The sequence below is a fragment of the Photorhabdus cinerea genome (assembly GCF_011189575.1).
GTDB lineage: Bacteria > Pseudomonadota > Gammaproteobacteria > Enterobacterales > Enterobacteriaceae > Photorhabdus > Photorhabdus cinerea.
On sequence record NZ_PUJW01000009.1, the window covers coordinates 64,704 to 77,605 of the forward strand.

Consider the following 12,902-nt stretch of genomic DNA (forward strand, 5'->3'; position numbering starts at 1 on the left):
AAATCATATGCTACAAATTACCTGGTGGTAACATAGCCACTCTATAAAAAATCCCTTAAGTCACGAATCGTGCCCAGGTTATTATTCTCCGATAATTATTACGATTTTCTCTTAATCTCAGGGCGGCAATTTTAACATCTCCCCCCCTAGACTGTCTGACTAATCAAGTGATTTAGTTCAAGCAAACAGGAATAATTTTGGCACTGAACCGTTAATAGATCGTAAAAAACGAACTATTATATCACCTTTACCGACAATTGATTGTTTTTTGATCTTATAATCACTTTGTAGAAAAAAGCCATGGTTATTATTTTTTATTCACAAAGTTGATAACTCATGGCAATCTTAAGCTAAATTTTTAGTTAATTCGTTATGTCTCTATATGGTAGTCACATGAAAAAAACTGCTGCTTTTGCTGCAATAATATTGATGCTTTTTAGTTCATTCCCTATCTATGCTCAGGATACTCCTGTAGAGTTTAAGCCAAACTCGTCTACACAATTTGGTTATCCTATATTCATCCAAATATTCAAAGAAGAACGGATATTAGAGCTCTATACTAAAGGCAGCCATGGAAGTTACCAACTGGTTAAAAGTTATCCCATATGTAATTACTCTGGCGGCCTTGGTCCCAAAACCACAGAAGGGGATCTAAAAAGCCCAGAAGGCTTTTATCGTGTGAAAACCAGTCAATTAAATCCGAATAGTCGGTATTACCGATCTATTAATCTCGGTTTTCCAAATGAATACGATAAATCCAGAGGTTATTCCGGCAACTATTTAATGATCCATGGAGAATGTAAATCTGTAGGTTGTTACGCTATGACTAACAGTTATATGGATGAAATCTATCATTATGTAGAAAGTGCATTACTGAACGGACAATATGAAATTAATATCAGTATTTATCCATTCAGAATGACACCACAAAATATGTTACATCACCGGGCATCTTCCCATTATATGTTTTGGCTGCAATTACAACCGGCCTATGAGTATTTTATAAAAACCCGTCGACCGGCTGCTATCAACGTCATCAATGGTCAATATGTTGTTAACGCTATACCGATTAAATCGCCACTTTTGCAAAATCAATCACAATATGCGTTCACCAAGGTGAAATAATGCATAGCAACCCGGCTCAATCCGGTTCCAGAATTCATTGCCGGTTAAAGGCTGGGTAACAATGACAGAAACTACATCATCCGGCTGCGTGTGCTGCTGGAAATCAATTTCAACATCCTGATCCAGAAGCTTCGCTTTCCCAAACGGTGCTCGTCGGGTAATCCAGTAAAGATTAGTTGAACAATATGCCATCACAAAACACCCATCTGACAATAGCATATTAAACACACCTTTCTTTCTGAGTTCGTCCGCTAATGAAGCAATGAAACGAAATACTGCTGGCCAGTTAGAGGGAGTCCTTGGATATTTTTGTGAAAGTCGATGCAAAATCCAACAGAAAGCATGTTCGCTGTCAGTTTGCCCGACTGGGCGATATTGACCTGTTTCAAGCTGCCGATAACCTCGAAGCTGCCCATTATGGGCATAAGTCCAATTACGTCCCCACATTTCACGAATAAAAGGATGCGTATTTTCCAACGTAACATTACCGCGGTTAGCCTGTCGGATATGAGAAACCACCACTCCGGATTTAATCGGGTATTCCTGCACGAAGCGGGCAACGGGTGAATTATAACCCGGTTGATGATCTTTAAATGTGCGACAGCCCCGCCCTTCATAAAAAGTGATCCCCCAACCATCTTTGTGGGGTCCAGTATGACCACCACGCTGAATCAGACCACGCAAACTAAAGCAGATATCTGTTGGCACATTTGCACTCATGCCAAGTAACTCACACATTTCCCACCTCTGTAACCTGTAAAATTAGGCTTTAATCATCTCTTTTTCAATAAGTTGAATCAGTATATGAATAACTTTGATATGAATTTCCTGAATACGATCTGCATAACCAAAATGCGGGACACGAATTTCCACATCAGCCGTTCCTGCCATTTTGCCGCCATCCTTGCCTGTCAGCGTAATTACTTTCATGCCTTTTAGGCGAGCTGCTTCAATGGCTTTAATAATATTACCGGAATTACCGGAAGTAGAGATACCCAGTAACACATCACCCCCTTTCCCGACCGCTTCCACATAACGGGAAAAAACAAATTCATAGCCAAAATCATTACTAACGCAAGAAAGATGGCTGACATCAGAAATTGCAATAGCCGGGTAGCCAGGACGGTTTTCACGGTAACGGCCAGTCAGTTCTTCAGCGAAATGCATCGCATCACAGTGCGAGCCACCATTACCACAGGAAAGCACCTTACCACCTGCTTTAAATGAATCAGCCAATAATACCGCTGCTTTTTGAATCGCTTCAATATTCGCATCGTTACTTAAAAACTTTGCCAGTGTATCCGCGGCTTCACTCAATTCACTACGGATCAGGTCTTGATACATAGGTTCCTCACTTCAGTCAGGTAATCTTTAATTTTGTGCCAAATGTCAGTGTACCGGATCAGGAGAATTGAAAGAAGACACCATCACATTTCAGAAAAATTAATCCATGTCCGATCACCATGAGTTTGTGAGCTACATTGTAATTAAGATGTAAATATATTGATAAAAACGCCTTAGTCGTCTAAAAAGAAAAGAATGCCACAACAGGTCAGACCTCTGATGACTTACCCTGAGATTAACCGGGAGCTTTATTATGACCACATTTAGTATTGTTCTATTTTTAGTGTTAATTGGGATGCTTTGCTACCACAAAGTAAACCTCAATCTCAGCAGCCTACTGCTCCTTGTCTATACCGTCTTGATGGGCGCTATTGATGCATGGAGCTACTGGATGTTGTTACCAATGGCCATTATTCTATTCCCGCTGAATTTTGCGCCAATGCGTCATTCCTTACTTACTGTTCCGGCCTTAAAAGCCTTCCGTAAAGTGATGCCAAGTCTGTCCCGCACGGAAAAAGAAGCTCTTGACGCCGGTACTACTTGGTGGGAAGGAGAACTGTTCCGCGGTAAACCCGACTGGAAGAAATTACATGACTATCCAAAACCTCAGCTAACTGCTGAAGAGCAAGCGTTTCTAGATGGACCTGTAGAAGAAGCTTGCCGTATGACAAACGATTTCCAAATAAGCCATGAACTTGCTGATTTGCCGCCTGAATTATGGAACTACCTAAAAGAACATCGTTTCTTTGCCATGATTATAAAAAAAGAATATGGTGGTCTGGAATTCTCTGCTTATGCCCAAGCGCAGGTATTACAAAAACTGGCGGGTACTTCCGGTATCCTGGCAATCACTGTCGGCGTACCTAACTCCCTCGGTCCAGGTGAATTATTACAACACTATGGTACTGATGAGCAGAAGAACCGTTATTTACCCGGGCTTGCCCGTGGTGAAGAGATCCCATGTTTCGCACTAACCAGTCCAGAAGCTGGCTCAGATGCCGGATCTATCCCAGATACAGGCGTCGTTTGTATGGGAGAATGGCAAGGTGAACAAATTCTGGGTATGCGTTTAACCTGGAACAAGCGTTACATTACACTTGCACCTATCTCCACCGTGCTTGGTCTGGCTTTCAAACTTTCTGACCCAGACCATTTACTGGGTGATACAAAAGAATTGGGCATTACCTGTGCATTGATCCCAACCAATATACCGGGAGTAGAAATTGGCCATCGTCATTTCCCGCTGAATATCCCATTCCAGAATGGCCCAACTCGCGGTAAAGATGTTTTCGTGCCAATCGACTACATCATTGGTGGACCGAAAATGGCCGGACAAGGCTGGCGTATGCTGGTTGAGTGTCTGTCTGTTGGCCGTGGCATCACTCTACCTTCAAATGCAACGGGAGGAGTGAAAAGCGTTGCTATGGCAATTGGCGCATACTCTTATATCCGCCGTCAGTTCAAAATGCCAATTGGTAAAATGGAAGGAATTGAAGAACCACTGGCACGCATTGCTGGTAACGCCTATCTGATGGACGCAGCTTCAACACTTGCTACAACAGGTATTATGCTGGGCGAGAAACCCTCTGTGTTATCAGCTATTGTAAAATATCACTGTACCCACAGAGGCCAGAAATCTGTTATAGATGCAATGGATATTGCTGGTGGTAAGGGTATTTGCCTCGGTCCATCCAATTTCCTTGCCCGCGCTTATCAAGGCGCACCTATCGCCATTACCGTTGAAGGCGCTAATATTTTGACCCGCAACATGATTATCTACGGTCAAGGCGCTATCCGCTGCCATCCTTATGTACTTGATGAAATGGCCGCTGCTGAGAATAACCGTATCAAAGATTTTGATAAGGCATTGTTCCGTCACCTTGGTCACGTTGCCAGTAATATGTTGCGTAGCTTCTGGCTTGGCCTAACCAATGGCCGTACCAGCAGTACACCCGTCAATGATGCAACACGCCGTTATTATCAGCAATTAAACCGTCAGTGTGCCAATCTTGCGCTGTTATCAGATGTAGCAATGGGTGTATTAGGTGGCAGCCTGAAACGCCGTGAACGGGTTTCCGCCCGTCTTGGGGATGTTCTGAGTCAAACCTACCTGGCTTCAGCAACTTTGAAACGCTATGAAGATGAAGGTCGTCAAAAAGAAGATTTACCGCTAGTACAGTGGGCTGTTCAGGATAGTCTGTACCAAGCTGAACAGGCGATAGATAACTTACTACGTAACTTCCCAAACCGACTGGTTGCTGGTCTGATGCGCGTTATTGTCTTCCCATTAGGACGCGTAAATTCAGCACCATCTGACCATTTGGATCACAAATTAGCGCAGCTCTTACAACAGCCTTCAGCTACCCGTGATCGCATTGGTCGTGGTCAATTCCTGACACCAAGTGAGTACAACCCTCACGGATTATTGGAAGAAGCTCTGCAAGACATTATTGCCGCAGAGCCGATCCATGCCCGTCTGAGCCGCGAAGCTGGTAAACGTCTTGGCTTTACTCGCCTAGATAAACTGGCAGAACAAGCATTGGCAGAACGTAAGATTACTCAAGAAGAGGCCGAAATTCTAAAACGTGCCGAAGCAAGCCGTTTGCGTTCTATTAATGTCGATGAGTTTGAACCGGAAGCACTGGCTGTTCCCGTTCCAGTTAAAAAGCCGAGAACAAAAGCAGCTTGATACTGACGGCTGAAAAAGAGTGAAAATTAATCATGGGGCGATATCCCAGGGTATCGCCCCGTATTTTATGACAAGGATACCTCTTCCAATGCTAATAACTCTTCAATCGTTTGACGACGGCGAATCAATTGAGGTTTGCCATTAATGAACAACACTTCGGGGATAAGCGGGCGGCTATTGTAATTAGAAGACATCGACGCACCATAAGCACCAGTATCATGGAAAACCAAATAATCGCCAACCTGAGCAGGCTGCAACATTCTTGACGCAACTCCCCCACCCTCAACCTGCGTAAAAACATCACCTGATTCACACAACGGACCCGCAACTAACGTTTCCTGTAATGGAAGCTGATCAATCTTGCCTCCACCAGAAGGCAGAACCGAGATATTATGATAACTGCCATACATTACTGGGCGCATCAAGTCATTGAACCCCGCATCCACCAGAACATAATTACGGCTACCCATCTGCTTAACCGCCCGGACTTCTGTCATCAGAACGCCAGATTCCGCAACCAGAAAACGTCCCGGTTCAATTTCTAGCTTAACGTTATGACCCAAGTGTTGCTCAATTCTTTTGCGGGCATCATCCCACAACCCAAAATAATGAGCGATATCGATTTGTTCATCTCCCAACTGATAAGGGGTAGATAACCCCCCACCGGCTGAAATTGCCTGAATATCTTCACCACAGAGAATAACCTGCTCAACCATTGCATCGCACACACTGGCAAGGTGCTGATAATCAACACCAGAGCCAATATGCATATGTAAACCAAGCAACTTCAATTCATAGCGACGTATTTTCTCAATTGCCTGTGGCAGATCCTGATACCAAATACCATGTTTGCTGTTTTCACCACCCGTATTGGTTTTCTGACTATGACCATGACCAAATCCCGGGTTAATCCGCAACCATACCGGATGCCCTTTTCTATATTGACCAATCTGCTCCAACATATCGATAGAACCCGCATTAACCGGAATATCTAATTCAATTATCCGCTTAAGTGTTGGCACATCTATTAAATCAGCAGTAAAAACGATGTCTGCCGTTTCTTGACCAGAACAAAACCCAGCCCGCAAAGCACGTTCAATTTCACCCAGCGAAACTGCATCAACCTTCACACCATACTCACGCATAAGGCGTAAAATATGAGTATTAGAGCAAGCTTTCTGGGCGAATCGAACCACATCAAACTGATGTAATATTTTGATTCTCTGAATAATTGTTTCACTATCATAAATCCATAACGGAGTACCATAAGTCTCTGGCAAACAACTCAGATTCTCTGGTATCAGAGCAGAACAATTATTACAGTCAAAAGTATTCATCAGGGTTTCTCTCACAAAATCAGTAGATAACCTATTATTGGCAGTAAAAAAACAGGAATAAAAATATCTGTTTCGCTATAGTCTATTCATCTGTGATATCGGGTTATCATCTGAAGGGATCATCTATGTCCTCTTGTTCATGGCGCCATATTGAAATCTTCCATGCAGTAATGACGACAAAAAACCTGACGGAAGCCGCTGTTTTATTACAAACATCACAGCCGACGGTCAGTCGTGAATTAGCGCGATTCGAGCATTTGATAAAATTCAAACTGTTTGATCGGGTAAAAGGCCGCCTGCATCCGACAGCACAAGGATTACGCCTTTTTGAAGAAGTTCAGCGCTCTTATTATGGGCTTGAAAGAATAATGAATGCAGCTGAGAGTATCCGCAAATTTCAACATGCCCAGCTTTCTATTGCTTGCTTGCCGGTATTCTCACAATCATTGTTACCGAAAGTTTGTCACAATTTCGTTCGCCAATATCCTGATACTAATTTGACAATCATTCCACAAGAATCCCCTCTGCTAGAAGAATGGTTGTCAGCTCAACGCTATGACCTCGGTTTGACTGAACATTTGCAGACACCACCAGGTACTCAAAGAGAAACCCTAATAACGATGAATGAGATTTGCGTACTGCCCGCAACTCATCCACTCAGTTATAAATCATTACTAACACCCGAAGATTTCAGAGAACAAAATTTTATCAGCCTATCGATAACAGACAGCTACCGCCAGCTCATTGATGGGATATTTGCAGAGCATCATATTAACCGCAAAATGATTATGGAAACTCACAGTGCTGCGTCAGTATGTGCCATGGTGCGGGAAGGTATCGGTGTTTCTATTGTTAATCCGCTGACTGTACTCGATTATATGGGCTGCCACGGCCAATCTGAAATATGCGCCCGCCCATTTAGTATTAACATTCCTTTTACTGTCAGTCTGATAAAACCCATTCATCGCCCTTCTTCTGCTCCAGTTGATGCCTTTATTGAATACCTGAAAGCTCGGATCGTACTATTTCCTCAGAAATTGGAGTCAGCTTTTCAACATTAGTTTTTGCCAGTATGGAGAAGAAGCAAACCATTTCACTAAAAAATCCAGTAATGCCCTAAGCGTTACTGGCATATTTTGACGGCTGGCATAAATGCCATAAATCCCCATAGCCTGAGGTTGATATTCCGGCAACAACTGAATCAATTTTCCGGATGCCAAATGAGAAGCAACGGAATAATAGGGTTGCATAGCAATTCCAGCGCCTTGCAATGTTGCTTCCATTAATACAATGGATTCATTAGCACTTAAAGTACCACTGACGGGAACAGAATATTTCTCCCCCAGGCGTTCAAATAACCAAAGGCTTTTGCCAAAGAAATTATAAGTCATACAGTTATGCAAGGCCAAATCAGCAGGCTTTTGAGGAATCATTTTACCCGTCAGATAGGAAGGAGCAGCACAAACAACAGAATGACAAGTCGATAGCGGTCTGGCGATCAAATTCGGTTCTAAATTATTAGTGATCCGTAATGCCAAATCTATCCGTTCTTCAACCAAATTTATTGCCTTATTACTCATCTGCATATCAATGGCTATCTGAGGATAAATTTGCATAAACTCAGGGATAGCGACCGACAATGCACTCATTGCCAGAGACTGAGAACTGCTTATCCGCAAAAGACCGCCAAGTTCCTGAGCTTCCACTGGCTGATGAACTGGTATCTCTTCTGCCAATTGCAACAACTTACGGCTACGCTGATAGATAACCTCTCCTGCTGACGTCAGGCTGATCTTTCGCGTTGTGCGATGTAACAGACGTACTCCCGTCCATTTCTCCATTTCAGCCAGATAGCGAGATACCATTGCCCGCGACATATCTAACCGTTCCGATGCAGCAATCATGCTACCTTGTTCTACAATTATAGTGAACACCTGCGCAGCAGTGACTCTATCCATCAATTAGCTCGATTTATGCAACAAATAATTGTCAATTATGCTGTTTTTCCATCGAAAAACGCAACTTATTATGAACCTCGTTCACACAACATCAGGAATTCAATTATGACTCGCAAAACAAAATTAAACATCGCGCTGGCTGGTATCCTTTCCTTGGGTACCATTTCTCTGGCACAAGCCACTAACCTAAAACTGGATGTTTTCAATCCAGGTGAAAGAAGCGTATTTCCCGTCTCTTCTGAGCTCATCATCGGTGATAGAGAAGTTGTACTGATCGATGCTCAGTTCCAAAAAAATGACGCTGAAGCACTGGCCAGAAGAATTAAGTATACCGGCAAAAAACTGACAACTATCTATATCAGTCAGTCTGATCCTGATTTCTATTTTGGCCTTGATACACTGACCAAAGCGTTCCCTAACGCAAAAGTCATTGCATCACCAGAAACCATTGAAGAAATCAAAAAGACCAAAGATGGCAAACTGGCTTATTGGGGAGGTGTTCTGAAAGGACAGGCCCCAAAAAAAGTTATCGTGCCGCAACCGTTGGAAGGTAACACTTTTACAGTTGACGGTGAGAAGTTAATCGTCGAAGGTCTTGATGGCCCTGCGGCTGACCGTACTTTCGTTTGGATTCCAAAACTGAAAGCGGTAGTCGGTGGCGTCACCGTTTCAAGCAACATTCATGTCTGGATGGCAGATACACAGACTAAAGAGTCGCGTAAAAACTGGATGCAAACATTAGATCGTATACAAGCACTGAAACCAACAATTGTAGTTCCGGGACATTTCATTGGTAACACACCAATGACATTGGAATCAGTCAAGTTTACGCAAAGATACCTGACTACTTTTGAAAAAGAGCTAGCAAAAGCAAAAGATTCAAAAGCGCTGATAGCAGCAATGGAAAAGTGCTATCCAAAACTTGGAGACAAATCCAGTCTCGAATTAAGTGCTAAGGTGTTGAAAGGCGAAATGAAGTGGCCTCAATAAATCAATTAACTCTTTTTCAGGAATAAGTAGTATGCCCGGAATAACTCTGCATTATATCTATGATCCACTATGTGGCTGGTGTTATGGCGTTTCCTCTCTGATACAAGCAGCAAAAGAGGTCGCAAATGTGAAAATTGAATTGCATGGCGGCGGAATGCTGACAGGTGATAACAGACGCCAAATAGACAACGCATGGCGTGATTATGTCCTTAGTCAGGATAAACGGATTGCAAGCCTTACCGGGCAAGTTTTCAGTGAGCAATATGTCACACTGCTAAACGATAAATCACTGATTATGGATTCATTACCACCAATATCAGCCATTCTGGCAGCAGAAAAGCTGGCTGGTAAAGGTGTCGAAATGTTACTGGCAGTACAAAAAGCGCATTATGTTCGTGGATTAAAAATCAGCGAAACTGAAACATTATTGAATTTAGCAAATGAATTACAGCTTAATTCAGAACTGTTCCAGCAAGAACTGACACTGAATAATGAATCAGAAATTCTCCAACACATTAGGAAAAGCCGTGAACTATTGGCAAAAGTTGGCGGCTCAGGCTTCCCAACGTTTATTTTAGAAAATAACAGAAACGAGCTATCTATTATTTCTCTTGATAAATACCTGGGACAACCCAAACGTTGGCAAGATGCATTGATTCACTATCAGTTTTGATACCACAATTTTAACTACTGGCGCCCATACATTTTCAGCTATCGGGCGCCATCCACGATACCCCATCCATTCCCAATAAATTCAAATAGATCATTATGATCGCAGAAATAGCTATATATGGGCCAAAAGCGATAGGCGCTTGATAACTTCGCCGCATTTTCCATATCCACAAGTACCCAATAACACCAAACAGTGAGGATAAGAGCATTAATAAAGGAATTGTACCAATCCCCAACCAGGCACTGACCGCCGCCATTAACTTAAAATCCCCATATCCTAATCCTTCTTTACCACAAATTATTCTGAATAACCAATAGAGTGACCATAAAATCAAATAACCCGCAATCGCACCTGTCACAGCTTGTTCAATAGGCACAAAAGTTTGATTCAAATTCAATAATAATCCCAACCATAAAAGTGGATAATTTATTATATCTGGCAATAACTTAATTTTTATATCAATAAAAGAAAGTATAATTAGCACCCAAACAAATATTAAAACAACATATAAATGGAAATTCAATGTAAAATAAACCATAAAAAAAGCCGTTATAAACAGCGTCACTAATTCAACCTGAAAATAACAAAAAGCTATTTTTTCATACCCATAAATAATTTTAGGGAATAGTGACACCATTTTATTCAAAGTTATTCCTGCCACTATTCCAATAAAAACGGCCAGAATAAAGACATTAATGTTAAAATCCACTTAATAGAACACCTCTAATTTTATTACATTAATGAATATTTTAATTAAATAACAAAAAAATATTCATTATGTTTTTAGCATAAAAAGATAATAATAAACATCGCCACTTTAAAACAATAAAATAAATATAAAACAGTCAAATAAGATATAAATATGCGAGCAGACTCGCAATATCTATCCAGAGATAAAAATCTGTGTCAGAGATAACTTGATAGTTGGATTAAGCCTCCCTTATTATAGTCACCATTATTTATCGCCATATGTATATATACCCGCTGGAAGGAAAGAAAAACATGCGTATACCCCGCATTTATCACCCGGAATTACTCTCATCTGATTCTGAAATTTCTCTAAGTGATGAGGCAGCCAACCATGTCGGGCGGGTACTCAGAATGAGTCATGGTCAACAGTTACAACTATTTGATGGCAGCAATCAAATCTTCAATGCTGAAATTACAGAAGCCAGTAAAAAATCGGTCAAAGTACATATCAGTAATAGCACACTTGCCGATAATGAATCACCACTGAATCTACATCTAGGGCAAGTCATATCCCGCGGTGAGAAAATGGAATTCACCATCCAAAAATCTGTAGAGTTAGGGGTAAACACCATCACACCGTTAATATCTGAGCGCTGTGGTGTAAAACTGGATGGAGACCGACTAGCTAAGAAACTTCAACAATGGCAGAAAATTGCGATTGCCGCCTGTGAGCAATGCTGCCGTAACCGTATACCTGAAATTCGCCCAGTGATGCAACTTGAACAATGGTGCGCAGAAAATGACGGCAGCTTAAAATTGAATTTACATCCACGAGCCAGCCAAAGTATCAATACCCTGCCTTTGCCTGTGGAAAAAGTACGTTTATTGATTGGCCCAGAAGGTGGTTTATCAATAGATGAAATTGCTATGACGGCTAACTACCAATTTACTGATATCCTGTTAGGACCACGAGTCCTGAGAACAGAAACCACAGCGCTCACCGCAATTACTGCATTACAAGTGCGTTTCGGCGATTTGGGTTAAGGAGAAATAATGATCAAACTAGGAATAGTGATGGACCCAATTTCATCCATCAACATCAAGAAAGACACAAGTTTTGCTATGCTATTGGAAGCACAACGTCGCGGCTGGGAACTCCATTATATGGAGATGAGCGATCTCTATTTACACCAAGGGGAAGCTCGCGCACGAACCCGCCTATTGCAGGTAGAAAACAATCCACAACAATGGTATCAACTTAATAAAGAACAAGATCTGGCATTAGAAACACTCGATGTTATCCTGATGCGTAAAGATCCTCCATTCGATACTGAATACATTTACACCACATATATTCTAGAACGTGCTGAGGGGAAAGGTACCCTTATCGTCAATAAACCCCAGAGTCTGCGCGATTGTAACGAAAAACTATTCACAGCCTGGTTCCCTGATTTAACGCCAGATACACTGGTTACCCGCAACGCTATTCGCCTGCGTGAATTCCATCAGAAACATGGTGATGTCATCTTTAAACCTCTGGATGGCATGGGCGGTGCATCCATATTCCGTCTGAAAAAAGATGATCCAAACGTCGGTGTTATTATTGAAACTCTGACAGAACATGGCAGCCGCTTTTGCATGGCACAAAATTTCTTGCCTGCCATAAAAGAGGGCGATAAACGGGTATTAATTGTCGATGGCGAACCTGTTCCTTATTGTCTGGCACGCATTCCTGCGCAAGGTGAAACTCGTGGTAACCTTGCTGCGGGTGGTCGTGGTGAGGCACGCCCACTTTCAGAAAGTGACTGGGCTATAGCCAAAGCTGTTGCTCCCACTTTACAAGAAAAAGGGTTAATTTTTGTTGGACTGGATATCATTGGTGACAAACTAACCGAAATTAATGTCACCAGTCCAACCTGTGCATGTGAGATAGAAGCCGCTTTCCCTGACATTTCAATAACAGGCATGTTAATGAATGCTATTGAAAAACGATTAGCGAAATAAAAAACTCTTTTTGTTAATTTGCCTGTCAGGATTTGTCATTTATGCTTTTAGCCCACATACTATGGGCTAAATAACTCTTACATATCCAGGTT

At 42.0% G+C, this 12,902-nt stretch carries 12 protein-coding genes; 7 read left to right on the forward strand and 5 right to left on the reverse strand.

The window, feature by feature from the left end; translation table 11 throughout:
- The first annotated feature begins 393 nt into the window (after positions 1–393).
- Complete coding sequence (locus tag C5469_RS10360; protein WP_166305783.1) at positions 394–1,125, forward strand: L,D-transpeptidase family protein; 732 nt, start codon at positions 394–396, stop codon at positions 1,123–1,125.
- Here C5469_RS10360 and C5469_RS10365 read toward each other — a convergent pair.
- Entirely contained in the window at positions 1,096–1,863 is a 768-nt protein-coding gene (locus C5469_RS10365) for a class II glutamine amidotransferase (protein ID WP_166305786.1), read from the reverse strand. The two genes, C5469_RS10360 and C5469_RS10365, sit on opposite strands and share 30 nt — an antisense overlap.
- 24 nt (positions 1,864–1,887) lie before the next feature.
- A complete protein-coding gene (gene lpcA, locus C5469_RS10370) occupies positions 1,888–2,469 on the reverse strand; it encodes a D-sedoheptulose 7-phosphate isomerase (protein ID WP_166305789.1) in 582 nt (193 codons plus the stop codon).
- A 253-nt stretch (positions 2,470–2,722) separates the two neighbouring features.
- On the opposite strand from lpcA, the gene fadE reads away from it, so the two are divergent.
- Complete coding sequence (fadE, locus tag C5469_RS10375; protein ID WP_166305792.1) at positions 2,723–5,158, forward strand: acyl-CoA dehydrogenase FadE; 2,436 nt, start codon at positions 2,723–2,725, stop codon at positions 5,156–5,158.
- Between the two features lie 65 nt (positions 5,159–5,223).
- On the opposite strand, the gene lysA is transcribed toward fadE, so the two are convergent.
- The gene (lysA, locus tag C5469_RS10380) at positions 5,224–6,495 is read right to left on the reverse strand and encodes a diaminopimelate decarboxylase (RefSeq protein ID WP_166305794.1); all 1,272 of its coding nucleotides are present in this window, start codon (positions 6,493–6,495) and stop codon (positions 5,224–5,226) included.
- 125 nt (positions 6,496–6,620) lie between these two features.
- Between lysA and C5469_RS10385 the strand changes: the two genes are divergently transcribed.
- Positions 6,621–7,556 carry a LysR family transcriptional regulator gene (locus C5469_RS10385; protein WP_166305797.1) on the forward strand — a complete coding sequence of 312 codons (936 nt, stop codon included), beginning with the start codon at positions 6,621–6,623 and terminating at the stop codon, positions 7,554–7,556.
- On the opposite strand, the gene C5469_RS10390 is transcribed toward C5469_RS10385, so the two are convergent.
- Positions 7,539–8,453 (reverse strand): LysR family transcriptional regulator, encoded by a 915-nt coding sequence (locus C5469_RS10390; RefSeq protein WP_166305800.1) that lies wholly within the window; start codon positions 8,451–8,453, stop codon positions 7,539–7,541. The genes C5469_RS10385 and C5469_RS10390 overlap by 18 nt on opposite strands.
- A 105-nt stretch (positions 8,454–8,558) precedes the next feature.
- On the opposite strand from C5469_RS10390, the gene C5469_RS10395 reads away from it, so the two are divergent.
- Positions 8,559–9,443: an MBL fold metallo-hydrolase gene (locus C5469_RS10395; RefSeq protein ID WP_166305803.1), complete on the forward strand. Its 885-nt coding sequence runs from the start codon at positions 8,559–8,561 to the stop codon at positions 9,441–9,443.
- Between the two features lie 31 nt (positions 9,444–9,474).
- On the forward strand, positions 9,475–10,116 hold the full coding sequence (locus C5469_RS10400) for a DsbA family protein (protein ID WP_166305806.1): 642 nt from the start codon (positions 9,475–9,477) through the stop codon (positions 10,114–10,116).
- Between the two features lie 34 nt (positions 10,117–10,150).
- Here C5469_RS10400 and C5469_RS10405 read toward each other — a convergent pair whose 3' ends face one another.
- Positions 10,151–10,825: a prepilin peptidase gene (locus C5469_RS10405; protein WP_339414070.1), complete on the reverse strand. Its 675-nt coding sequence runs from the start codon at positions 10,823–10,825 to the stop codon at positions 10,151–10,153.
- Between the two features lie 293 nt (positions 10,826–11,118).
- Between C5469_RS10405 and rsmE the strand changes: the two genes are divergently transcribed.
- Positions 11,119–11,850, forward strand: a complete 732-nt coding sequence (gene rsmE / locus C5469_RS10410; RefSeq protein ID WP_166305809.1) for a 16S rRNA (uracil(1498)-N(3))-methyltransferase — start codon at positions 11,119–11,121, stop codon at positions 11,848–11,850.
- Positions 11,851–11,859: 9 nt separating this feature from the next.
- A complete protein-coding gene (gshB, locus tag C5469_RS10415) occupies positions 11,860–12,810 on the forward strand; it encodes a glutathione synthase (RefSeq protein ID WP_166305812.1) in 951 nt (316 codons plus the stop codon).
- The last annotated feature ends 92 nt before the right edge of the window (positions 12,811–12,902 follow it).